The organism is Amycolatopsis sp. PSD-21, assembly GCF_055561455.1.
Genome location: NZ_CM145712.1, coordinates 4527583 through 4550028 on the forward strand (window position 1 = coordinate 4527583; position 22446 = coordinate 4550028).

The window sequence follows — 22446 nt, forward strand, 5'->3', positions numbered from 1 at the left end:
GACGAGCATGAGGCCCGCCCGTGACCATCCCACCACAGGAGGGCTTCATGCCTTCGCTCCCTCACCCCCTGTCGCGGCGTCGCTTCCTCGGATATGGCTCCGCCGGCGCGGCCGCAGTCCTGCTGGGGACCGGTGCCTGGAACGCCGCCGGCGCGATGCCGCTCGCCAGCGGTGCCGGTAACCCGTTCACCCTCGGTGTCGCGTCGGGCGACCCGTTGCCCGGCGGTGTCGTGCTCTGGACCAGGCTCGCGCCGAAGCCGTACGAGGCCGACGGCTTCGGCGGTATGCCGCGGACACCGGTCCGGGTCGAGTACGAAGTGTCGCTCGACGAGCGTTTCCGCGCCGTCGTCCGCCGCGGATCCGTGGTCGCCACGCCCGAACTCGGTCACTCCGTGCACCCCGAGGTCCACGGCCTCGCGCCGGACCACGAGTACTTCTACCGTTTCCGCACGGGTGGCGAGATCTCGCCGGTCGGGCGCACCCGCACGGCGCCGGTCGCGTGGTCGTCGCCGCGCGAGCTGAACTTCGCGTTCGCGTCCTGCCAGAGCTGGGAGGCCGGGCACTTCACCGCCTACGACCACATGGCGGCCGAGGATCTCGACCTGGTCGTGCACCTGGGCGACTACCTCTACGAAAGCGGTGTCACGGGTGTCGGCCGCGGAACGCCGGTGGGGCCGCAGTTCAAGGGCGAGACCTTCGACCTGGCCCGCTACCGGCTCCAGTACGCGCTCTACAAGTCCGAAGCGCCGCTGATGGCCGCGCACGCCGCCTTCCCGTGGATCCACGTCAACGACGACCACGAGGTGGAGAACAACTGGGCCGGCGACATCTCGCAGATCGACAAGGAACCGGACCAGGACCGCGCGGTGTTCCGGCAGCGGCGGGCCGAGGCGTTCCAAGCGATGTACGAGCATCTGCCGTACCGGATCGCGCAGCTGCCGAAGGGGCCGGACGCGCGTCTCCACCGGCGGCTGAGCTACGGCACGCTGGCCGACTTCACCATGCTCGACACCCGCCAGTACCGTGACGACCAGCCGTGCGGTGACGGCCAGTCGGCGAGCTGCACGGAACGGTTCGACGAGAACCGCACCCTGCTCGGCTCGGAGCAGCGAAACTGGCTGCTCGACGGCTTCTCCCGGTCCCGCGCGCGGTGGCAGATCCTCGGCAACCAGGCGCCCATGGGCCAGACCGACACCGACGCGGGCGAGGCGACGAACGTCCACCTCGACCCGTGGGACGGCTACGTCGCCGACCGCGACCGCGTGCTCGCCGCCGCGCAGGACCGCGGCGTGCGGAACCTGGTGGTCATCACCGGCGACCGGCACCAGAACTACGCCTGGGACCTCAAGCGCGACTTCACCGACCCCGATTCGCCCACCGTGGCGAGCGAGTTCGTCGGGACGTCGATCACCAGCGGCGGCAACGGCGCCGACATGACGCCGGCCGGTGAGAACCTGCTGAAGGCCAACCCCCACATGAAGTTCTTCAACAGCCAGCGCGGGTACGTCCGGGTCAACGTCAACCGGCAGCGCTGGCGGAGCGACTTCCGGGTGGTTCCGTTCGTCAACACCCCTGGCGCGCCGATCAGCACGCGCGCCAGCTACGTCGTCGAAGACCGGCGGCCCGGCGTTCAGTCCGGCTGAGCGGGCAGGAGGGCGGCGTACACCTCGCGCACCGACGCGGGTGGCGCCGCCTTCATGAGCGTCTTCGGATCGACGAAGACGTACCGGGTCTTCACCTCGGTGCACAGGTCACCGCCGCGGGTGATCTCGAAATCGATGATCAGCGAGGTCGTCCCGAGGTGGTCCAGGTAGACGGCAACGACCAGTTCGTCGTCGTAGCGGCAGGGCGCGCGGTAGCGGAGGTTGGATTCGGCGACGACGACGTCGACACCGCGGGCCAGTGCCTCCTGGTGGGAGCCGAAGAGGGCTTTCTCCACTTCGAACATGGCCATGTCCACATAGGCGAGGTAGTTGGCGTTGAACACGATGCCCTGCCCGTCGCATTCGTGGTAGCGCACGCGCAGCGGCATTTCGACGATCGGTTTCCGTGGCTCGGTCACGGTTCCAACCTACGTGAAGGCCCCCTTCCCGCGGCTGAGCCGGGGGAAGGGGGCCTTCACGCGCGTCCGCTCACTCGATGAAGTCGATGTTCGGGTGACGCGGCGACTCGCCGTCGAACAGGTGCCGGTCCCGGCCCTTCAGGTGCAGATCGAAGAACGCGCCGATGTAGTCCCGTTGCGCGGCCAGCGAACGGCGGGGATCGATCGTGCCGATGACGGCCTCACGCTTCTCCGGCGCCACCCGCGAACCGAGCTGCGGCACCACGACCTGGAGATCGCTGTACGCCATGTGCGTGCTTCCGCCGCGCAGCAGCAGGTCCCGCTTCCAGCCCCGCTGGTTCGCCCAGAAATCCGCCCAGCTGCGGTCGAAGTCGGGCTGCCGGTGCGTGTGCTCCAGCGGCTTGCCGTTCTCGTCGACACCCTCGGCTCCCATCAGCAGGAACGGCCGGTCGAGACCGCGTTTCGTGACCTCACCGGGTACGTAGGCGCTGCCCGGCGGGTAGCCGAACGCGGTCGCCATCGCGCCGTCGAGGTTGATCCCCGCGTCGACCCGGCGGTCGTGGACCATCGTCTCGCCCGCGGTGAACCCGCCGTAGGAGTGACCGTAGGCGCCGACCCTGGACAGGTCGAGCGACCAGCCGAGCCCGCGGGGGAGCGGCCGGTTCTCCGCGTCCGGGTTCTGCCCGCGGGTGATCTTCGCCAGCTGGTCGAGGACGAACCGGCTGTCGGCGACCCGCGCGTCGAGCGCCTTCTTCATGAAGTCGGGGCCTTCGCCCGAGACGGCCGTTTCGAGCCGTCCGCCGGGGAACTCGACCGCGGCGCTCTCGTAGGTGTGCGAGAGCGAGACGACGACGTACCCGCGGCTCGCCAGGTCGTCGACGATCGCCGTGTACGTCTCCCGCGGCCCGCCGAAACCGGGGGAGAAGAGCGCCACCGGCTTCGGTGCGCCGTGCGCCGCGGGGACGCCGATCTCGGCCCGCCGCTTCGCCGACGGCCAGTCGATGGAGCCCGCGGGGAGACCGAGGTAGTCCTCACTCGCCAGCACCTGGTCGATGACGGAGCTCATCCCGGGTGTGAACCACGGCGCGCGCGGTCCGTCGGCGAACCGGTCCGCCGGATAGGTGACGGTGACCATGAGCTCCCGGCGCCGCTCCGGTTTCCACGGGTCGGGGCGGGACGGGTCGACGAGGTGGAGATCGGTCGTGCCGACCTCGTGGTGGCCGGTGAGGGCCGGTGCGGTGAGTTCGGCCTGGTCGGCCGCGACGGCGGGAGCCGCCGTGGCGAGCCCGCCCGCGAGCGCGAGGCCCGCGATCAGCGCCGAACCCCGCATCACCCTGGTGTGTCTCGATCCCACTGCGGGAGTCCTTCCGGGTCGGGGCGGCCCGACGGCCGCCTGTTTCCGACCATGGCAGCGCCCCGGTGCGACGCGCATCCCTCTGAAGATGGAGCCCGGATCACCCGTGCAGGGCACGGTAGGCCGAGGTGGCCCCGGGATGCAGCGGGACCTTGCCGGTGCCGATCAGCGTCCGGACGTCGAGGAACTGCGTCCCCACCGCGGCCGTCGGGACGAGATCGGCGGCGTGCCCGGCCAGTACCCGGGTCACCGCCGCGGCGACGTCGTCCGGCAGGGAAGGGGCCGCCAGCAGCAGGTTCGCGACGCCGATGGTCCGCAGCTCGCCCACGCCCTGATAGGCCTGCGCCGGAACGTGGACCTGGTCGTACACCGGGCCGTAGCCGACGCGCAGGGCGGGGAGATGGGCGTCGAGCGGGAGAAGGGTGATCGGGGTGGTCCGGTTCAGTTCGGTGAGCGCGGGGGTCGGGATCCCACCGGACCAGAGCAGCGCGTCGACCTCGTGGGCCGCCAGCGCGTTGATCGCTTCACCCAGAAGGAGGTTCTTGGCCTTCACCGGGACCCCGGCGCGGGCGAACAGGCGCGTGCTGAACACCGCGACACCGGATCCGCTCGCGCCCATCGCCACCGGCCGCCCGGTCAGATCGGCGAGCGAGCGCACTCCGCCGTCCACCCGGACCACGAGCTGGTGGTAGTTCTCGTAGACGCGGCCGATGGCCGAGAACGCGATCGGCACGGAGAACGGCTCCGCACCGGCGAAGGCGGACTCGGCGACGTCGCCGAGGACGAGTCCGAGATCGGCCCGGCCATCCCGTAGCCGCCGCAGGTTCTCGACACTGGCTTCGGTGGCGACGGCGCTCGCCCGCAGCCGTGGTTCCGCCTGGTTCAGCCGCTGGGCGAGGAGTTCCGCGAAGGCGAGATAGAAACCGCCGCTCTCGCCTGCCGCGATGAAGACCTCACGCTCCGGGCCCTGATAGCCCGTGGCCGAACATCCGGCGATCGTCGCTAGCCCGGCGAGGAGTGCGGTGCGCCTGGTGACCGTCATGCCTTTTCCCCTGCCGCGAGAGGAAGTTCGACGCGGACCTCGAGCCCGTGTGGTTTCGCCTCACGCAATTCGAGTTTCCCGCCCCTGGCGAGCACGTGCTGGCTCGCGATCGCGAGGCCGAGGCCCGTGCCGCGTGGCGCGCCGTCGCCCCCGGCCCGCCAGAAGCGTTCGGTCGCGCGCTCCCGGTCCTCTTCGGACAGTCCGGGGCCGTTGTCGGACACGAAGAGCGTCGCTGTCGTGTCACCGGTTTCGTAGCCGGTGGTGATCGTGGCGCCGCGTCCCGCGTAGTGCACCGCGTTGTCCAGCAGGACGTCCAGCACTTGGGCCAGTTCGCTTTCCTCACACCGCACCGGAACCGGCTCGTCGTGGCCTTCCGAAGCCGCGAGGCCGACTCCTGCGTCTTCGGCAGAAGGACGCCACGCGTCGACCCGTTCGGCCAGGACGGCCGGAAGATCGCAGGGTTCGTCACCGGACTCGCCCGCGGCGAGCCGGGTCGCGGCGCTTTCGGCGAGCGCCAGCGCGAGCAGGCCGTCGAGCAGGGACTCCAGCCGTTCGACCTCCGCGACGGTCGCGCGATAGGCCCGCTGGCCGTCCCCGTCGACCTGGGCGGCCAGCGAATCCACCCGCAACCGCAGGGCGGCCATGGGATTGCGCAGCTGGTGCGAGGCGTCCGCGACGAGCCGCCGCTGCTGTTCGGACGCTTCGACGACGGCGTCGGACATCCGGTTGAACGACGTCGCGAGGGAACGCAGCTCGCGGGGCCCGGCCCGGTCGGGAACCTGGGCGCGATGCCCTTCGGTCACCGCCTGCACGCCGGTCTCCAGTTCGTGCAACGGCCGCACCATCCAGCGCGCCAGCAGGACCGCGAGCAGCACGAACACGGCCGCGACCAGCACCGCGCCCGCGACGATCGCGGACCAGCGGGCGGCGACGTCGGCCGCCGCCGTGGTCACCGACGCGCGAAGCACCACCACGCCGGCCACCCGGGTCCCGGTGCCCACCGGACGGGCGAAATGGACCGGATCGGCCGACCACGGGCTCAGCTGTTCGGGGCCTTTGGCGGGCTGGTTGCGGAGCGCGGCCTCGACCAGCGAACGGACCACGGGTTCGGCGGCCGTCATCCCGCCGGTCTCCACCAGCGGCACCCCGCGCGCGTCGACCACCACGACGGCCTCGCCGTATAACGACGAATACCGCTCGGCGTCGACCGCCAGCGCGGTCGGGTCGGCGGCGTCGACGGCCTGCTGCGCCAGGACGACGAACCGGTCGACGTCGGCGTTGCGGGCGATCACCAGCTGCTGGGTCCGCTGCGCGGCGGTCGAGCCGAACAGCGGGATCGCGAACGCGGCGACCACGGTCAGCGCGAGCGCGACGAGGACGACCAGCAGCCGGGTGCGCACCGGTCAGTCCCGGCCGAGCCGGTAGCCGAAACCCCGGATCGTGGTCAGCAATCCCGGCCTGTCGAGCTTCGCGCGCAACTGGGTCAGGTGCACGTCGAGCGACCGGGAGACGGCGAGATACGCGTCGCCCCAGACCTCGTCCATCAGCTGCTGACGGCTCACCGCCGTGCCCGGCCGCGCGGCGAGCACGGCCAGGACGGCGAACTCCTTGGCGGTGAGCCCGATGTCGTTCCCGCCGACCAGCACGCGGCGCGCGCCGAGGTCGATCTCGACGTCCTCGATCCGGACGACGCCGTCCTGCGGTGCGGCGGAGACGGCGGCACGGCGGACGACCGCGTCCATCCTCGCCAGCAGTTCGGCCAGGCGGATGGGCTTGGTCAGGTAGTCGTCGGCGCCGAGCCGCAGCCCGCGCACCACGGACCGTTCGTCCCCGCTCGCGGTGAGCACGAGCACCGGCACCGGCGAGACCTGCCGGACCTTCCTGAGGACGTCGAGTCCGTGCATGTCGGGCAGGTTGAGATCCAGCAGGATCACGTCGGCCGCGCGATGCCGGTGCAGCGCGTCGCTGCCGCGGATCGCGTGGGAGACGGTGTGGCCGCGCGTTTGCAGCGCTTCGGCGAGCGCGTCGGCGACACCGGCGTCGTCCTCGACGAGCAGCACCCGCACGGCCACACCTTCCCGCCTAGCCTTCGCGGCCGGACACGAGCTCGGGCTCGGGCTGCTTCTTCTTGTCCAGCTCCGAGGTCTTCGAGGTTTCCCGCATTGTGCCGTACACGATGAGCGACACCAGGACACAGCCCGCGACGTAGTAGAAGAACACCGATTCGTGGCCTGCCCCCTTCAGCGCCTGCGCGATGAGCTCGGCCGTGCCGCCGAAGATCGCCACGGTGAGCGCGTAGGGGAGGCCGACGCCGATCGCGCGGATCTTCGTCGGGAACAGCTCGGCCTTCACGATCGCGTTGATCGAGGTATACCCGGTGACGATCACCAGGCCGGCCAGCATCAGCAGGAAGGCGAGCACCGGCTCCTTCGTCCCGCCCATCAGCGTCATGATCGGGACGGTCAGCAGGGTGCCGGCGATCCCGAAGAACATCAGCAGCGGGCGGCGGCCGATCCGGTCGGACAGCTTGCCCGCGAACGGCTGCAGGATCGCGGCGACGAGGATCGCGCAGAACAGGATCAGCGTCACCGTCCGGCGCGGGATGCCCGCGGTGTTCTCCATGAACTTCTGGCTGTAGGTGGCGAAGGTGTAGAACGAAACCGTGCCGCCGAGGGTGAGGCCGACGACGAGCGCGATCTCCTTGGGGTACTTGATCAGCGCCCGCAGCGTGCCCTTGTCGCCCGCGTCCTTGCCGGTGCCCGAGGCCTTGGTCTCCTCGAAGCTGGCCGACTCGTCCATCCCTCGGCGCAGGACCATCACGACGACGGCGGCGAGCGCGCCGACGACGAAGGCGATCCGCCAGCCCCACGAGGTCAGCTGCTGCTCGGTCAGGATGGCCTGCAGCAGCAGCTGGAGACCGAGCGCCAGCAACTGGCCGCCGTACAGCGTCACGTACTGGAAGCTGGAGTAGAAACCGCGTTTGCCCGGGGTGGCCACTTCGGACAGATAGGTCGCGGAGGTCGAATACTCGCCGCCGACCGAGAGGCCCTGGATGAGCCGGGCCACCAGCAGCAGGATCGGCGCGGCGATCCCGATCGTGGCGTAGGTCGGCGTCAGCGCGATCATCAGCGATCCCGCCGCCATCAACGTGACGGAAAGCACGAGTGCGCTTCGTCGCCCGAACCGGTCGGCGAACCGGCCGAGCATCCAGCCGCCGAGCGGCCGCATGAGGAAGCCGACGGCGAACACCGCCGCGGTGCCGAGGAAGGCCGCCGTCGTGTCCTTGGTGGGGAAGAAGGACTTGGCGAAGTACGTGGTGAAAGCGGCGTAGGCGTACCAGTCGTACCACTCGACCAGGTTGCCGATCGAGCCGCGCAGCACGTTGCCGACGACTCGACGTTCGCTCACGGGCGGCGTGGATTCGCCGATCCGGGTTGTCATCTTTGACCTCCTGTGTTCCGGCTCACGGTGAACAATCCGTGACGGCCGGGCAAGGTTTCGGCGCGCTTCCTAACATCCGCTTAGGACGGTCGCGGTTACCCGGAGGTAGGGGTGGCGCGGCTCCGGCGCGAACCTGGCGAGCCGATAACCTCAGTGCCGTCAGCGCGACAGGACGAGGCGAGGAGAGCTCTGTGGGACGGTCGGTACTGGTCACCGGCGGCAACCGCGGCATCGGTTTGGCGATCGCGAAGGACCTCGCGGCGCAGGGGCACAAGGTCGCGATCACGCACCGCGGTTCCGGCGCGCCCGAAGGCCTCTTCGGGGTGCAGGCCGACGTCACCGACGCCGAGCAGATCGACGCCGCCTTCAAGCTCGTCGAGGAGCACCAGGGCCCGGTCGAGGTCCTCGTCGCGAACGCCGGCATGACCGACGACACCCTCCTCATGCGCATGAGCGAGGAGCAGTTCACCCGCGTGGTCGACGCCAACCTCACCGGCGCGTACCGGGTCGCCAAACGCGCTTCCCGCGGCATGCTGCGCGGCAAGTGGGGGCGCTACATCTTCATCTCGTCCGTCGTCGGGCTCACCGGGTCCGCCGGTCAGGTCAACTACGCGGCGAGCAAGGCCGGTCTCGTCGGTCTCGCCCGCTCGCTCGCGCGTGAGCTGGGCTCGCGCAACATCACCTCGAACGTCATCGCGCCGGGCTTCGTCGCCACGGACATGACCGACGAGCTCGGCGAGGACCGCAAGAAGGAGATCCTCGCCCAGGTCCCCTCCGGCCGGTACGCCGAGCCGTCGGAGATCGCCGCCGCCGTCCGCTACCTCGCCTCCGAAGAGGCCGGTTACGTCAACGGCGCGGTGCTGCCGGTCGACGGCGGCCTCGGCATGGGCCACTGACGTCCCCGTTTTTCCCGTACTGATCGCAAACCCACTCCGGACTGGAGGTCCCGTGCCAGGACTGCTCGAAGGCAAGCGCCTGCTGATCACCGGCGTCATCACCGACGCCTCGCTCGCGTTCCACGCGGCCAAGATCGCGCAGCAGGAGGGCGCGAAGGTCGTGCTCACCGGCTTCGGCAGGCTGTCGCTCGTCGAGCGCATCGCCAAGCGTCTCCCCGAGGAGGCGCCGGTGCTGGAGCTGGACGTCACCAACCAGGAGCACCTCGACTCGCTCGCCGACCGGGTGCGTGAGCACGTCGACGGGCTCGACGGCGTGCTGCACTCGATCGGGTTCGCCCCGCAGTCCTGCCTCGGCGCGCCGTTCCTGGACGCCCCGAGCGAGGACGTGAAGGTGGCCGTCGACGTCTCGGCGTACTCCTTCAAGGCGCTCGCGGTCGCGACGCTGCCGCTGCTCTCGCGCGGTTCGTCGATCGTCGGCATGGACTTCGACGCGCGCGTCGCGTGGCCCGCCTACAACTGGATGGGCGTGGCGAAGGCGGCGCTGGAGTCGGTGAACCGGTACCTGGCGCGGGACCTGGGCCCGCAGGGCATCCGGGTCAACCTGGTCAGCGCCGGCCCGATGAAGACCATGGCCGCGAAGTCGATCCCCGGTTTCGCCGACCTGGAGAACGGCTGGGGCGACCGCGCGCCGCTCGGCTGGGACAGCTCCGACCCGGACCCGACGGCGAAGTCCGTCTGCGCCGTGCTGTCGGACTGGCTGCCCGCCACCACCGGCTCGATGATCATGGTCGACGGCGGCCTGCACGCCACCGGTTTCTAGGTCTTTTCAAGCCCGTGAAGGCCTCTTCCCTCGGCTCAGCCGAGGGAAGAGGCCTTCATCGGCGGGGTCACTAGGCTTGCGGCCATGTCCGAAAGTCTCACCAGCCACCTCGCCCAGCTGGAACAGCAGCGAGTCGAGGCGCTGCTCACCGTCGACACGGCCGTATTCGACGCGCTGCACGACCCCGCCTACCAGCTGTGCAACCCGACCGGGACGGTCTGGGACAAGGCCGAGTACCGGCGCCGTCTGACGACCGGCGAACTGGCCTACAGTCGGCTCGAAACGACCTCCGAGATCGATGTCCTGGCGTCCGAGACGCTCGCCGTGCTGCGCTACCGCTGCCTGATCGCCCTAAGCGTCGACGGCACCGACATCCCCGTCCACGAGTGCTGGCACAGCGACACCTACATCCGCGCCGAAGACGGGCAGTGGAGGTGCCGGTACTCGCAGGCCACCGGCATCATGGACGCCGCCATCCCCGCGGCGGCGGGCTAGAGGACGGCGTTCGCGACGTGCCACGAGTCTTCGAGCAGCAGGTACTTGGTGATCAGGCCGTCGTCGTTCACCTCGAACTCGATGGTGAAGGCCGTCTGGATCACCTTGCCGGTGCTGCGGATAGTCGAGCGCAGGCGCCCGATCGCGACCGCGTGCGGCCCGTCGACGAGGACGCGCTCGACGTCGAACCGGTCCTTCACGAGCCCCTTGTCGAGCAGCTCGAAGAACTCGCGGATCTCCGCCCGGTTCCGGCGCGGGCCGATCCACGGGACGAGTTCGGTGGCACCGGGGATGTCCCACGTGACGTTGTCGGCGAACAGTTCCGTGGCGCCGTCAGTGTCTCCTGTGGACATTCGGCGGAAGAACTCGTCGAGGGTGGATCGCGTTCGTTCGGACATGATTCTCCTTACTGGGTAACGGGTTCGCGAAGCAGGCGGATGTCGTCGGTGCGCTGGACACCGGCGGCGAAGGTCAGCGCGACGACGGTGGCGGCGCCGAGCCCGACGCTCACCCACGCGACGCTGGGATAGCCGAGACCGGCGTCGATCGATTCGCCGCCGAGCCACGGGCCGACGGTGTTGCCGACGTTGAACGCGGCGGTCGTGCTCGCGCCGACGAGGGTGGGCGCGTTGCCCGCCACGGCGAAGGCGCGGACGTTCAAGGCGGGATTGACCCCGAATCCGGCGACGCCGAACAGGAACACGGCGAAGATCGCGAGCGGGGTCGCCGGGCCCGAGAGCGCGAGCAGGATCAGGGCGACCAGTGCGACGGCGAGGCCGCCGTAAAGGGTCGCGAAGGGCCTCGCGTCGGCGAGCCTGCCGCCGGCGGTGATGCCGATCAGCGCGCCGAGCCCGAATAGGGACAGAACTCCCGGCACCCAGCTTTCCGGCAGGCCGGCGACCTCGGTCAGCAAGGGCGCGAGGTAGCTGAAGGTCGCGAAGATCATCGCCTGCGCGAGCGCGATCACGCCGAGTGCCAGCCAGAACCGGCCGCCGCGGTAGAGCCGCAGTTCGGTCGCGACGTCGGTCTTGTCCTGACCGTTCTGTGTCTCCGGGACCAGCGCGAAGACCCCGATCAACGCGACGACGGTCAGCGCCGTGACCGCCCAGAAGGCCGCCCGCCAGCCCGCGTGCTGGCCGAGGAAGGTCCCGGCGGGAACGCCGGCGATGTTCGCGACGGTGAGGCCGCCGACCAGGATGGCCAGCGCGCGGCCACGGCGCTCGACCGGGACCAGCGCGACGGCGGTGGCCGCCGCGACCGCCCAGAAACCGGCGCAGGCGACCGCGCTGACGACGCGTGTCGCGAAGAGCAGGGCGTACCCCGAGCCCAGCGCGCCGACGACGTGCGAGAGCCCGAAGACGACCAGCAGGGCCATCAGGGTGGCGCGCCTCGGCACCCTCAGGGTCGCGATCGCGAGCAGGGGAGCGCCGACGACCATGCCGATCGCGAAGGCCGAGATGAGCAGCCCGGCCTCCGGGATGCCGACGTTCAGATCGGCCGCCATCCCCGGCAGCAGGCCGGTGATCATGAACTCGGACGTGCCGAGCGCGAACACGCTCAGTCCGAGTACGCAGACTGCCAAAGGCACGGAAGTTCCTCCAGTTTTGTATTGATCAGTCCAAAATGTGGGCAGCGTTGCGCACAGGGGTTGTTTCGGTCTACTTCGCGGCGATCGCGTCCATCGCGATGGCGGCGACGGACTCCATGGCCGCCCGGCCGGCGCCTCGGCGGGACATCAGCCGGAGGCCGGCGACGGTGCTGTGGGCGAACTCGGCGATCGCACCGGGGTCGCGGCCGCCGTCGATCGTCCCGTCGAGCTGCCCTTCCTTGGCGCAGGCCGAAAGCAGGGCGAGGTGCCGCCGGGTGTCGGCGTCGATCCGCGCCTTGATCTCGGCGTCGCGCTCGCCGAATTCGGCCACCGTGTTGACCACGAGGCAGCCTCGTCCGGGATGTTCGGCTTCTTCGTCGATCGTGTACGCGAACAGGGAGCGGAACCGCTCGACGCCGGTCCCGGACTCCTCCAGCAAAGCCGTCCTGGCCACGATCCCGCGATCGGCGTAGTGATCGAGCGCGCGCATGAACAGTTCGTGCTTGCTGGTGAAGGTGTTGTAGATGCTGCTGCGGCCCAAACCGGTGGCTTCGCAGAGGGCCTGTGTCGATGTGCCCTCGTAGCCGCGTGCCCAGAACGCGTCCATGGCGCGCCCGATCGCGGCGCGCTCGTCGAATTCCTTCGGCCTGGCCATGGAAGTGACCGTACCAGGTTTTGGATCGGTCGGTTCAAAATGGGCCGGGTCAGCGTGCGGGGCGCCACAGCGGCAAGATGGCGGGGTGGGTTACGACGCGCTGCTTTGGCTTTCGTTCGGTGGTCCCGAGGGGCCCGACGAGGTGATGCCGTTCCTGGAGAACGTCACGCGGGGCCGTGGGGTCCCCCGGGAACGACTGCTCGAGGTCTCGGAGCACTACCAGCACTTCGGCGGGGTCTCGCCGATCAACCGGCTCAACCGGGACGCGATCTCCGCGGTGGAGAAGCAGCTCGCGGCCGCCGGGATCGAGCTGCCCGTCCACTTCGGCAACCGCAACTGGCGGCCGATGGTCGAGGACACGCTCGCCGAGATCACCGAGGCGGGTGCCCGGCGCGTGCTGGTCTTCCCGACGAGTGCGTACGGCGGCTACTCCGCCTGCCGCCAGTACGACGAGGACATCGAGCGTGCCCGCGCGGCGGTCGGCGACGGCGCGCCGGAACTGGTGAAGCTGCGGCAGTTCTTCGATCACCCGCTGTTCATCGCCGCCTTCGCCGACGCGGTCCGGGCCGCGCACGCGAAGCTGGGCAACAAGCCCGGGACCCGCACGGTGTTCTGCGCCCACTCGGTCCCCGAGTCCGCCGACACCGCGTCCGGTCCGCCGTCGGAAGGCGGACGGCGTTACTCGCGCCAGATCGCCGAGGCCGCCCGTCTCGTCGCGGCCGAAGCGGGGATCGAGACCTACGACGTCGTCTGGCAGTCGCGCTCCGGCCCGCCGCAGGTTCCGTGGCTGGAGCCGGACATCGTCGACCACATCGACGCGCTGCACGCGGAAGGCGTCACCTCGGTGGTCGTCTGCCCGGTGGGTTTCGTGTCCGACCACCTCGAGGTGATCTGGGACCTCGACAACGAGGCCGCCGAGCGGGCCGCGGAGCACGGCATGGGCTTCGCGCGGGCCGCGACGCCGGACACCGACCCGCGTTTCGCCGAACTCGTCGTGGAACTGGTCAGGGAGCACATCGAGGGGCTGCCGCCACGGAAGCTGTCGCCGTTCCCGGCGGCCGGGTGCACGGTCAACGGCGCGCCTTGCGCGATCGGATGCTGCGAGCCCGCGAAGAGGCCCGCTCGCCCTTAAGTGCCCAGGCCTCGTGAGTGGTAAAGACGGTTCTAACCGTCTTTACCACTCACGAGACCGAGTCCCGCCATGCCACCGCTGCCCTTCCTCCGGCAGTACGTGAAGGACCCCTTCATTGCGCCTAGCGCAGTGAAGGGGTCCTTCACGTACTTGGCGAGGTGCGAAGGTCGAGTTTCTTCGGCTGAGCCGAGGAGAGGGGCCCTTCGGTGCGACCGCTGTGACTGCTGGGGCAGGTGGTGTTGGCGGGGCTTCGGATGGCGTCGCGAAGGTCCGTGAAGGCCTCCTTGCCTACTCTCAAGGTAGGCAAGGAGGCCTTCACGGACCTTCGACCAAGGCCACGTCCGGTAGATGCCTCAGACCCCTTGGTCGTAACCGGCCTCACCACTCACGAGGCCGATCGTCATCGGGCCGCGATCCGAGACAGGTGCAGGTCGATGAGGGCGATGGCCTCGTCGCCGGACTGGTAGCCGAGCAGCACCGCGTCGCCGAGGCCGGACACCAGCGCGAGCAGGAGGTCGGCCTCCCTGACCGGGTCGATGGCGGGCAGGAGGTCGCCCGCCTCCCGTGCGACGGAAAGCAGGGCCGCCACCGCGTCGCGGAGCTGGCCGTGCCCGGTCCGGAAGTGGCCGGCGATCTCCGGATCCTTGAGCGCGCGCACCACGAAGGCGTTCGCGACGAGCGCGTGGTCCCGGCCCGCCTCGTCCAAGGGCAGTAGGGCGACGAGCAGGTCTCGGACGCTCGGTTCGGACGGTGTGGCGATGCGCTTCTCGATGCCACCCCGCAGGGTGGTCGTCGCGTACCGCAGCATCTCGTCCCGCGACGAGAAGTAGTGCTGGACGGACCCCTTCGAGATGCCGGCGTCGGCCGCGACCTCATTCAGGCTCACCCCTTCGAGTCCCCGGTCGGCCGCGATGCGGCGAACGGCCGCGGCGATCTGCCGCCGTCGGTCCTCGTGATCGACTCGTTTGGGCACCCGTACTCCTTTTTCGCAGTCCGATCGGATTGCCAACGTCTCACCAACTGTTTACAATCCGATCGTACCGTAAAAAGGAGGGGTGAGAATGAAGGTGGGCGGATTCGCCTCGCCGGAGGCGCGCGCCGAGTACGAGGCCGTCTACGAACGAGGTATGGCGGCTTTGCCCGCGCCGGCCGGGATCCACGACGTCCGGACGGCGTTCGGGGTGGCGCGCGTGTACCGGTTCGGGCAGCCGGGCGCGACGCCGATCGTGCTGCTGCCCGGCCGCGCGGGGACCGCGGTGATGTGGGAACCCAACCTCGCCGCGCTGCTCGCGCACGGCGAAGTGTTCGCGGTGGACCTCATCGGCGAAGCGGGCCGCAGTGAACAGACCGCCCCGATCCGCGACGGCGCGGACCAGGCCGCGTGGCTGAGCACGGTGCTCGCCGAACTCGCCCTGCCGTCCGTGCACCTGATCGGGTACTCGTTCGGTGGCTGGCTCGCGACCAACCTCGCGGTGCGGGCACCGGAACGGCTGAAATCGCTCACCGTGATCGACCCCGTGCTGACGTTCGGCGGGCTGACCGCGGGACTGGTCGTCCGCGCGACGCTCGCCGCGATCCCCGGGATCGGCCGATGGGCGCGCCCGTCGTTCCTCGACTGGATCTCCGGCGGCGCGGAGGTCGACGCCACGGATCCGGTCGCGCGGGTGATCGACGAGGGAATGCGGACCTACCGCATCGCCCTGCCGTCGCCAAGGTTGTTCACCGACGAGCAACTGCGCTCCCTGCGGCTGCCTGTGCTGGCCCTCATCGCCGGGCGCAGCGTCATCCACAACCCGGAACGCGCGGCGGCCCGCGCCCGTGAGTTCCTGTCGCGAGGTCAGGTCGAGCTGTGGCCGTCGGCGACCCACGCCATCGCCGGCGAATCCGCTGCCGAGGTCAACGCGCGCGTCCTGAAGTTCCTGGCCGAATGCGAGACGGACTCGTGAGCGCGCGCGGCAAGAACCCCACGCTGTCCTTGCTGTTCTGGGACGTCGCGCTCCCGCTGGCCGCCTACTACGGGCTGCGGCTCGCCGGGCAGAGCGAGCAGGTCTCGCTGCTGGCCGGGGCGGGGGTGGCGGCGGCCCGGATCGCGTGGGTCGCGGTCAGGGACCGGGCCTTCGACGGTTTCGCCGCGTTGCTGGCCGGTGTGCTCGGCGTCGGGCTGGTCCTTTCGCTGGTCACCGGGGACGCGAAATTCCTGTTGCTGAAGGAATCCTTCGCCACCGCGACCGCCGCGATCGTCCTGCTGCTCAGCTGCTTCAGCCGCACCCCGATGGTGCTCGTGGCCGTGCGGGCCGGTTCCAGCGCGGCGAAACGCGCGGAGATCGACCGGCTGAGCGACGGGGTCCCCGGTTTCCGGCGGGCGTTCACCCGGATGTCGGCGGTCTGGGGCGTGGCGCTGCTGCTGGAGGCCGCGATCCGGGTGCCGCTGGTCTACACCCTGTCGGCCGACGTGATGAACGCGCTCAGCGTGGTCCTGCTGCTCGCGGTCATCGGCGGGCTTTCCCTGTGGTCCGTCCGCTATGCCGAGAAAGTCCTGAAAAGGCACACCGTGGCCACGTGAAGACCTATGGGTGCCTGTCCGCTTGTTCGGCGAACACTCGCACCGCTTCGTTGATCGCCGCGTACCGGGCGTTGCGGACCGCTTCGGTCAGCGGCCGCAGCGCCTCCGCCCGCCGGAGCGCCGCCGACGAAGAGAGCGCGCCGCCCGGGTCGTCGGCTTCGGCGATGGCGAGGATCGCCGCGATCTCCTGGGAACGCTGGAGCACCCGAAGCGCCCTGCTGGGCATCCCGGCAGGCCAGGGCGCGTCGGTGGCGGCCCGGAGCCGCGCCGAAAGTTCCGCCCGCACCCCTGGCCGCTCGCTGGCGACGTCCAGTGACTGAAGGGCACCCGCGCTCGCGCGGATCGCGTCGGTCAGGCCGTGTTCGGCCTCGCCCAGCGGGCGGTATTCGAGGACGCCCGGCATCGGTACCGAGTACACCGTCCACCGCATGAGCCCTTCGGCGATCGCCTCGGGGACCACTCCGTAACCGAGGTCCGGCAGCAGGACGGCCTCTCCGATCCGCAACGCGGCCTCGGTGAACGGTCCGCCGCCACCCAGGCCACGCACGTCGCCGGGGACCGGAAGCAGGAGCTGCATGCTCTTGGCGCCCTGCGCGCGCAGGGCGAGCAGCAGCTGGACCGGGGTCGCCGCCCGGTTGAACGCGAGCGGCAGGTCGAACGCCTCGGCGGCCGCCGCGTCCGCGGCGACGAAGTCGTGGGCGTCGCCCCAGACCTGCAGGGCGTCAAGGACGTCGTCGGAGGCGGCGGCTCCGTTCAGCCACGCCGAAGACCAGACCGCGAGGGTCGCACTAGGACGGCACACCGGACTGATTTTAGTCGTGCTCCGGCGAAACCCGGCTATGGGAGGGTTAACCCCGGCTTGCCGTTCGCGATCACCGGAGCTGGAGTTGCTTCACGTCGACAGGTCCAGACTCGCGACGTAGCGTCGAACGGGTGAACGATGTTCCCGCAAACCTGCCCCGGACCGCCGGGGACCTTCGCGCGGCGGGTCACCTGCCGCGGTCGATCAGCCGAGAACTGCACGACAACCTGCTCGCCAAGCTCCGTGCCGGGGAAGACGCCTGGCCGGGGATCGTCGGGTTCTCGCGCACCGTGCTGCCGCAACTCGAACGCGCGCTGCTGGCCGGGCACGACGTCGTCCTCCTCGGTGAACGGGGCCAGGGCAAGACCCGCCTGCTGCGCACCCTCGCGGGGCTTCTCGACGAATGGACGCCCGTCATCGAGGGTGCCGAGCTTGCCGAGCATCCGCTCGACCCGATCACCCCGGAATCGCGCCGCCGTGCCGCCGAACTCGGCGACGCGCTGCCGGTGACCTGGCGCCATCGCGACGAGCGGTACACGGAAAAACTGGCCACACCGGACACTTCGGTCGGCGACCTGATCGGTGACGTCGACCCGGTGAAGGTCGCGGAAGGCCGCAGCCTCGGCGATCCCGAGACCATCCACTTCGGACTCGTCCCGCGCGCCCACCGCGGCATCGTGGCGATCAACGAGCTGCCGGACCTCGCCGAGCGCATCCAGGTCGCGCTGCTCAACGTGATGGAGGAACGCGACATCCAGGTGCGCGGCTACACGCTGCGCCTGCCGCTGGACGTACTGCTGGTGGCGACGGCCAACCCGGAGGACTACACCAACCGCGGCCGCATCATCACCCCGCTCAAGGACCGGTTCGGCGCCGAGATCCGCACGCACTACCCGCTCGACGTCGTGGCGGAGATCGCGGTCGTCCGGCAGGAGGCCCACCTGGTCGCCGAAGTCGGTGAGCCGCTGCTGGAGGTGCTGGCCCGGTTCGTGCGGAACCTGCGCGAGTCGCCGGTGATCGACCAACGGTCGGGTGTCTCCGCCCGGTTCGCCGTCGCGGCAGCGGAAACGGTCGGCGCGGCGGCACTGCGCCGGTCCGCGCTGACCGGTGAGGAACCCGCCGTGGCCCGGCCGGTCGACCTCGACGCGGTCCCCGGCGTCCTGCGCGGCAAGCTCGAATTCGAGCCGGGGGAGGAGGGACGCGAGACCGAGCATCTCGTGCACCTGCTGCGGCGGGCGGTCGCGGAGACGGCCCGGTCGCGGTTCGCCGGACTGGATCTGCTGCCGCTGGCCGACGCCGTCGAGTCCGGGCATCTGGTCGCCACCGGGGAACGCGTCCCCGGCAAGGACGTCCTCGCCGCCTTGCCCGAATTGCCCGTACTGCACGACGTCGCCGCGCGTGCGGGCGTGGGTCCGGACGAGCCTGCCGGGCGGATCGCCGCCGCGGTGGAACTGGCACTGGAATCGCTGTTCCTGTCGAGGAAACTCGCCAAGGACTCCGACGACTCGACGACCGTCTACGGCCGATGAGCCTCCTCCCGGAAGGCTATTCGTACGGGCCGTGGGACAACGGCCCGGATCCGCTGGCGCCGCCGGCCGACCTGCGGGACGCGCTCGACGAGATCGGCCGCGACGTCATGGCCGGCGCTTCGCCCCGGTCCGCACTGGAAGAACTACTGCGCCGCGGCACCCCGCGCACCGCCGGGCTCGACGAACTGACCAGGCGACTCTGGCAGCGCCGGTCGGAGATCCAGCGCCGGCACCGGCTCGACGGCACGCTCCAGGAGGTCCAGCGGCTGCTCGACCAGGCACTGGAGGCCGAGCGGCGCGAGCTGTTCCCCGATCCGGACGACGACGCCCGTTTCCGCGAGGCACAGCTGGACGCTCTGCCGCCGGGGACGGCCGCGGCGGTGCGCGAACTCGCCGAGTACGACTGGCGCTCGCGGGAGGGCAGGGAGAACTACGAGAAGATCCGCGACCTGCTCGGCCGTGAGCTGCTGGATTCCCGCTTCGAGGGGATGAAGGAGGCGCTGCGGAACGCCGGGCCGGAACAGGCCGAGCAGGTCAACCGGATGCTCGCCGACCTCAACGCGCTCCTGGCCGCGCACGCACAGGGCAGGGAGGATGTCCCGGAGCGGTTCGCGGAGTTCATGCGCGAGCACGGCGAGTTCTTCCCGGAGAACCCGAAGAACGTCGAAGAGCTGATCGACGTCCTCGCCGCCCGCGCCGCGGCCGCGCAACGGATGCTGAACTCCCTGACACCGGAGCAGCGGGCCGAACTGGCGGAACTGTCTCAGCAGGCGTTCGGCGACCCGAGGCTCGCGCAGCAGCTGTCCACTTTGGACGCCCAGTTGCGGGCGCTGCGGCCGGGCGAGGACTGGACGTCGTCGGAACGCTTCCGGGGCAACGACCCACTGGGCCTCGGCGACGGCGCCCGGGCGATGTCCGATCTCGCCGAACTGGACGCGCTGGCCGAACAGCTCGGCCAGTCCTACCCCGGCGCGAGGCTGGAGGACATCGACGTCGAGGCGCTCGAAAGGCAGCTGGGCCCGGACGCGGGCGTCGACGCGCGACGGCTGTCCGAACTGGAACGCGAGCTCCGGCGCCAGGGCATCTTCGAACGTGCGCCCGACGGCACACTCCGGTTGTCGCCCAAGGCTTTGCGGCGACTGGGGGAGACGGCGCTCGCCGACGTCGTGAACGCGTTGCGCGGCAAGACCGGCCAGCGGGAGACGGAGTCCGCCGGAGCCGCGGGCGAGCCGACCGGCGCCACCAGGCCGTGGAGGTTCGGGGACATGCAGTCGTGGGACGTCTCCAGGACGGTCCGCAACGCGGTGCTGCGCTCGGTTTCGGTGGGCGAGCGGCGGGTCCGGATGGACGTCTCCGACGTCGAGGTGGTCGAGACCGAACATCGGTCGCGCGCGGCGGTGGCGTTGCTCGTGGACACGTCGTGGTCGATGGTGCAGGAGGGGCGCTGGCTGCCGATGAAGCGGACGGCGCTCGCGTTGCACCAGCTGATCAGCACCCGGTTCCGCAACGACGCGCTCCAGCTGATCACCTTCGGCCGCTACGCGACGTCGGTCGAACTGGCCGAGCTGGTGGGCATGGAGGGAACCTGGGAACAGGGCACCAACGCCCACCACGCGCTGCTCCTGGCCGGACGCCATCTGCGGCGGCACCCCGACGCGCAGCCGGTGGTCCTGATGGTCACCGACGGCGAACCGACGGCGCATCTGGAACCCGACGGCACGGCCGAGTTCGACTATCCGCCGCAGCCGAGGACCCTGCTCAAGACCCTGTCCGAAGTGGACAGGATGGCGAAGCTGGGCGCGTCGGTGACGGTGTTCCGGCTCGGGGACGATCCGCGCCTGACGGAGTTCGTCGACGTCATCGCGCGCCGCTCGGGCGGGCGGGTCGTCGCTCCGGACCTCGACGGGCTCGGCGCCGCCGTGGTCGGCGACTACCTGCGGACCAGGAAGCGCTGAACTCCCTTACGCTGGCCCGATGGGGTACTCGGTCGGAAAGGTCGCGGCGTTGTCGGGGGTCACCGTGCGCACGCTGCATCACTACGACGAGATCGGCCTGCTGAGCCCGAGCGGGCGGACGGCGGCGGGATACCGGAGCTACAGCGACGACGACCTCGACCGCCTGCAGCGCGTCCTGTTCTACCGCGAACTCGGGTTCGGCCTCGACACGATCGCGGAGATGACCGGAGACCCGGCGGTGGACGCGCTGGAGCACCTGCGGCGCCAGCGGTCGCTGCTCGCCGACCGGATCGGCGAGCTGACGCGCATGGCCGAAACCGTCGAACGGGTGATCGCGGCCAAGGAGGCCGGTGCCGCGCTGACCCCGGAGGAGCGCTTCGAGGTCTTCGGCGAGTTCCGTGAGCCGGAGGGTTACGCGGAGGAGGCCGTCCGCCGGTGGGGTGACACCCCGCACTGGCGGGCGGCGGCCGTGCCGCGCACCAAACAGGAATGGATCGAGGCGGAGAAGGTCCGGGAGGAGTGGGTCCGGCGGCTGCTCGCCGTCTTCGACTCCGGCGCGCCCGCGGGCAGCCCTGAGGCGATGGACCTCGCCGAGGAGCATCGCCGGATGCTCTCGGCGTTCATGGGCGACTGCGACCTCACGACGCACCGGGAGCTCGCCACCCTGTACGCGACCGAACCGGTCCAGCTCGGCTTCCTGGTGCGTGAGCCCGACCAGCGTCCGGGTCTCGGCGAGTACATCCGCGACGCGATCCACGCCAACGCCGAACGGGTCACGGGATAGCGAATCGATTACTCCGGCCGTGTTGCTCTCCCACCGGACGGGAACGGCGTGGCGGCTCCGCTTACAGTCGGGGTATGCAGACTTGGTCATCGGTCGACGTGCCCCGTATCCCCGGCACCCCCCGTCCGCTGCGGCTCCACGACACGGCGACGGGGCAGATCCGCCCCACGGCGCCCGGGTCGACCGCCCGGATGTACGTCTGCGGCATCACGCCGTACGACGCCACCCATCTGGGGCACGCCGCCACGTACCTGACATTCGACCTGGTGAACCGCCTGTGGCGGGACGCCGGGCACGACGTCCACTACGTGCAGAACGTGACGGACATCGACGAGCCCCTGCTGGAGCGCGCCGAGCGGGACAAGGACGACTGGGTCGTCCTCGGCATGCGCGAGACCGCGCTGTTCCGCGAGGACATGACCGCGCTGCGGGTGCTGCCACCGCGGCAGTTCGTCGGGGCGGTCGAGAGCATCCCGGAGATCGTCGAGGTCATCGCCAAACTGGTGGCGAACGGAAGCGCCTACCGCGCGGACGACGCGGAGTACCCGGACATCTACTTCGAGCACAACGCGACCGGGCACTTCGGCTCGGAGTCGAACTACGACGCCGAGACCATGGCGAAGTTCTTCGCCGAACGCGGCGGCGACCCGGACCGTCCCGGGAAGCGGCACCCCCTCGACGCCTTGCTGTGGCGCATGGCGCGGCCGGGTGAGCCGTCGTGGGAGTCCGAACTGGGCGCGGGACGGCCGGGCTGGCACATCGAGTGCAGCGCGATCGCGGTCAACCGGCTCGGCCTCGGCTTCGACGTCCAGGGCGGTGGTTCGGACCTGATCTTCCCGCACCACGAGTACAGCGCCGCGCACGCGGAGGCCGTCGCGGGGGACAGGCCGTTCGCGCGGCACTACGTGCACGCCGGGATGATCGGCCTCGACGGCGAGAAGATGTCGAAGTCGCGCGGGAACCTCGTGTTCGTCTCGCGGCTGCGGGCCGACAAGGTCGACCCCGGCGTGATCCGGCTCGCGCTGTTCGCCGGCCACTACCGCGAAGACCGGCCGTGGACCGCGCAGCTGCAGACGGACGCCGAAACACGCCTCGCGCGCTGGCGCGAAGCCGTGTCCCTCGGCACCGGCCCGGCGGCGGAGGACACGGTCGCACGCTTGCGTGACCACCTCACCGACGACCTCGACACGCCCAAGGCGCTCGCGGCCGTCGACGCCTGGGCCGAGCAGGCGCTGAACCGTTCCGGCACCGACCCGGCCGCGCCCGGCTTGATCCGGAACGCGGTCGACGCGCTGCTCGGCATCGAGCTCTGACGAACACTGATGGGG

General features: G+C 70.4%; 22 protein-coding genes. 11 read left to right on the forward strand and 11 right to left on the reverse strand.

The genetic code is table 11. From position 1 onward, the window contains the following. The first annotated feature begins 47 nt into the window (after positions 1–47). The gene (locus ACZ1DY_RS21305) at positions 48–1643 is read left to right on the forward strand and encodes an alkaline phosphatase D family protein (protein ID WP_465485494.1); all 1596 of its coding nucleotides are present in this window, start codon (positions 48–50) and stop codon (positions 1641–1643) included. On the opposite strand, the gene ACZ1DY_RS21310 is transcribed toward ACZ1DY_RS21305, so the two are convergent. The 6 genes from ACZ1DY_RS21310 to ACZ1DY_RS21335 all read right to left on the reverse strand — a co-directional run bounded on the left by ACZ1DY_RS21310 (position 1631) and on the right by ACZ1DY_RS21335 (position 7899). Next, positions 1631–2062, reverse strand: a complete 432-nt coding sequence (locus ACZ1DY_RS21310; protein ID WP_465485495.1) for an acyl-CoA thioesterase — start codon at positions 2060–2062, stop codon at positions 1631–1633. The genes ACZ1DY_RS21305 and ACZ1DY_RS21310 overlap by 13 nt on opposite strands. Positions 2063–2132: 70 nt before the next feature. After that, on the reverse strand, positions 2133–3416 hold the full coding sequence (locus tag ACZ1DY_RS21315; protein ID WP_465485496.1) for an alpha/beta hydrolase family protein: 1284 nt from the start codon (positions 3414–3416) through the stop codon (positions 2133–2135). Positions 3417–3516: 100 nt separating this feature from the next. Then, positions 3517–4458, reverse strand: coding sequence for a TAXI family TRAP transporter solute-binding subunit (locus ACZ1DY_RS21320; RefSeq protein WP_465485497.1), 942 nt, complete (start codon positions 4456–4458; stop codon positions 3517–3519). Next, positions 4455–5858: a sensor histidine kinase gene (locus tag ACZ1DY_RS21325; protein WP_465485498.1), complete on the reverse strand. Its 1404-nt coding sequence runs from the start codon at positions 5856–5858 to the stop codon at positions 4455–4457. The genes ACZ1DY_RS21320 and ACZ1DY_RS21325 overlap by 4 nt, the downstream gene beginning before the upstream one ends. Positions 5859–5861: 3 nt before the next feature. Then, entirely contained in the window at positions 5862–6530 is a 669-nt protein-coding gene (locus tag ACZ1DY_RS21330; protein ID WP_465485499.1) for a response regulator transcription factor, read from the reverse strand. 10 nt (positions 6531–6540) lie between these two features. After that, entirely contained in the window at positions 6541–7899 is a 1359-nt protein-coding gene (locus ACZ1DY_RS21335) for an MFS transporter (RefSeq protein ID WP_034306557.1), read from the reverse strand. Positions 7900–8090: 191 nt separating this feature from the next. Between ACZ1DY_RS21335 and fabG the strand changes: the two genes are divergently transcribed. The 3 genes from fabG to ACZ1DY_RS21350 all read left to right on the forward strand — a co-directional run bounded on the left by fabG (position 8091) and on the right by ACZ1DY_RS21350 (position 10110). Then, positions 8091–8795: a beta-ketoacyl-ACP reductase gene (gene fabG, locus ACZ1DY_RS21340; RefSeq protein ID WP_016334125.1), complete on the forward strand. Its 705-nt coding sequence runs from the start codon at positions 8091–8093 to the stop codon at positions 8793–8795. A 52-nt stretch (positions 8796–8847) separates the two neighbouring features. After that, positions 8848–9615, forward strand: a complete 768-nt coding sequence (fabI, locus tag ACZ1DY_RS21345; RefSeq protein ID WP_061986623.1) for an enoyl-ACP reductase FabI — start codon at positions 8848–8850, stop codon at positions 9613–9615. A gap of 84 nt (positions 9616–9699) precedes the next feature. Further along, positions 9700–10110, forward strand: coding sequence for a nuclear transport factor 2 family protein (locus ACZ1DY_RS21350; RefSeq protein ID WP_465485500.1), 411 nt, complete (start codon positions 9700–9702; stop codon positions 10108–10110). Here ACZ1DY_RS21350 and ACZ1DY_RS21355 read toward each other — a convergent pair. The 3 genes from ACZ1DY_RS21355 to ACZ1DY_RS21365 all read right to left on the reverse strand — a co-directional run bounded on the left by ACZ1DY_RS21355 (position 10107) and on the right by ACZ1DY_RS21365 (position 12353). Then, entirely contained in the window at positions 10107–10508 is a 402-nt protein-coding gene (locus ACZ1DY_RS21355) for a nuclear transport factor 2 family protein (RefSeq protein WP_257487041.1), read from the reverse strand. The two genes, ACZ1DY_RS21350 and ACZ1DY_RS21355, sit on opposite strands and share 4 nt — an antisense overlap. Before the next feature lie 8 nt (positions 10509–10516). Next, positions 10517–11698: a Cmx/CmrA family chloramphenicol efflux MFS transporter gene (locus tag ACZ1DY_RS21360; RefSeq protein WP_465485501.1), complete on the reverse strand. Its 1182-nt coding sequence runs from the start codon at positions 11696–11698 to the stop codon at positions 10517–10519. Between the two features lie 70 nt (positions 11699–11768). Then, positions 11769–12353, reverse strand: a complete 585-nt coding sequence (locus ACZ1DY_RS21365; protein ID WP_465485502.1) for a TetR/AcrR family transcriptional regulator — start codon at positions 12351–12353, stop codon at positions 11769–11771. Positions 12354–12438: 85 nt separating this feature from the next. Here ACZ1DY_RS21365 and ACZ1DY_RS21370 point away from each other — a divergent pair, with 85 nt between their 5' ends. Next, the gene (locus ACZ1DY_RS21370) at positions 12439–13485 is read left to right on the forward strand and encodes a ferrochelatase (protein ID WP_465485503.1); all 1047 of its coding nucleotides are present in this window, start codon (positions 12439–12441) and stop codon (positions 13483–13485) included. A 400-nt stretch (positions 13486–13885) separates the two neighbouring features. On the opposite strand, the gene ACZ1DY_RS21375 is transcribed toward ACZ1DY_RS21370, so the two are convergent. Then, entirely contained in the window at positions 13886–14458 is a 573-nt protein-coding gene (locus ACZ1DY_RS21375) for a TetR/AcrR family transcriptional regulator (RefSeq protein WP_465485504.1), read from the reverse strand. 88 nt (positions 14459–14546) lie between these two features. Here ACZ1DY_RS21375 and ACZ1DY_RS21380 point away from each other — a divergent pair, with 88 nt between their 5' ends. Beyond that, positions 14547–15431 (forward strand): alpha/beta fold hydrolase, encoded by an 885-nt coding sequence (locus ACZ1DY_RS21380; RefSeq protein WP_465485505.1) that lies wholly within the window; start codon positions 14547–14549, stop codon positions 15429–15431. After that, positions 15413–16048, forward strand: coding sequence for a VC0807 family protein (locus ACZ1DY_RS21385; RefSeq protein ID WP_465485506.1), 636 nt, complete (start codon positions 15413–15415; stop codon positions 16046–16048). Before ACZ1DY_RS21380 ends, ACZ1DY_RS21385 begins: the two co-directional genes overlap by 19 nt. A gap of 4 nt (positions 16049–16052) precedes the next feature. Here ACZ1DY_RS21385 and ACZ1DY_RS21390 read toward each other — a convergent pair whose 3' ends face one another. Beyond that, positions 16053–16850, reverse strand: a complete 798-nt coding sequence (locus tag ACZ1DY_RS21390; RefSeq protein ID WP_465485507.1) for a hypothetical protein — start codon at positions 16848–16850, stop codon at positions 16053–16055. Positions 16851–16981: 131 nt separating this feature from the next. On the opposite strand from ACZ1DY_RS21390, the gene ACZ1DY_RS21395 reads away from it, so the two are divergent. The 4 genes from ACZ1DY_RS21395 to mshC all read left to right on the forward strand — a co-directional run bounded on the left by ACZ1DY_RS21395 (position 16982) and on the right by mshC (position 22431). Next, the gene (locus ACZ1DY_RS21395; RefSeq protein WP_465485508.1) at positions 16982–18379 is read left to right on the forward strand and encodes an ATP-binding protein; all 1398 of its coding nucleotides are present in this window, start codon (positions 16982–16984) and stop codon (positions 18377–18379) included. Continuing rightward, on the forward strand, positions 18376–20334 hold the full coding sequence (locus ACZ1DY_RS21400) for a vWA domain-containing protein (protein ID WP_465485509.1): 1959 nt from the start codon (positions 18376–18378) through the stop codon (positions 20332–20334). The genes ACZ1DY_RS21395 and ACZ1DY_RS21400 overlap by 4 nt, the downstream gene beginning before the upstream one ends. Before the next feature lie 19 nt (positions 20335–20353). Beyond that, a complete protein-coding gene (locus tag ACZ1DY_RS21405) occupies positions 20354–21118 on the forward strand; it encodes a MerR family transcriptional regulator (RefSeq protein WP_465485510.1) in 765 nt (254 codons plus the stop codon). Positions 21119–21192: 74 nt separating this feature from the next. Continuing rightward, complete coding sequence (gene mshC, locus ACZ1DY_RS21410; protein WP_465485511.1) at positions 21193–22431, forward strand: cysteine--1-D-myo-inosityl 2-amino-2-deoxy-alpha-D-glucopyranoside ligase; 1239 nt, start codon at positions 21193–21195, stop codon at positions 22429–22431. Positions 22432–22446 lie beyond the last annotated feature (15 nt).

What these genes read in the sequence shown, in the direction of transcription:
- ACZ1DY_RS21305 (WP_465485494.1), top strand. Translation starts at nt 48, where the DNA reads ATGCCTTCGCTCCCTCACCCCCTGTCGCGGCGTCGCTTCCTCGGATAT.
- ACZ1DY_RS21320 (WP_465485497.1), bottom strand. Translation starts at nt 4,458, where the DNA reads ATGACGGTCACCAGGCGCACCGCACTCCTCGCCGGGCTAGCGACGATC.
- ACZ1DY_RS21335 (WP_034306557.1), bottom strand. Translation starts at nt 7,899, where the DNA reads ATGACAACCCGGATCGGCGAATCCACGCCGCCCGTGAGCGAACGTCGA.
- ACZ1DY_RS21350 (WP_465485500.1), top strand. Translation starts at nt 9,700, where the DNA reads ATGTCCGAAAGTCTCACCAGCCACCTCGCCCAGCTGGAACAGCAGCGA.
- ACZ1DY_RS21355 (WP_257487041.1), bottom strand. Translation starts at nt 10,508, where the DNA reads ATGTCCGAACGAACGCGATCCACCCTCGACGAGTTCTTCCGCCGAATG.
- ACZ1DY_RS21365 (WP_465485502.1), bottom strand. Translation starts at nt 12,353, where the DNA reads ATGGCCAGGCCGAAGGAATTCGACGAGCGCGCCGCGATCGGGCGCGCC.
- ACZ1DY_RS21380 (WP_465485505.1), top strand. Translation starts at nt 14,547, where the DNA reads ATGAAGGTGGGCGGATTCGCCTCGCCGGAGGCGCGCGCCGAGTACGAG.
- ACZ1DY_RS21385 (WP_465485506.1), top strand. Translation starts at nt 15,413, where the DNA reads ATGCGAGACGGACTCGTGAGCGCGCGCGGCAAGAACCCCACGCTGTCC.
- ACZ1DY_RS21400 (WP_465485509.1), top strand. Translation starts at nt 18,376, where the DNA reads ATGAGCCTCCTCCCGGAAGGCTATTCGTACGGGCCGTGGGACAACGGC.
- ACZ1DY_RS21405 (WP_465485510.1), top strand. Translation starts at nt 20,354, where the DNA reads ATGGGGTACTCGGTCGGAAAGGTCGCGGCGTTGTCGGGGGTCACCGTG.
- mshC (WP_465485511.1), top strand. Translation starts at nt 21,193, where the DNA reads ATGCAGACTTGGTCATCGGTCGACGTGCCCCGTATCCCCGGCACCCCC.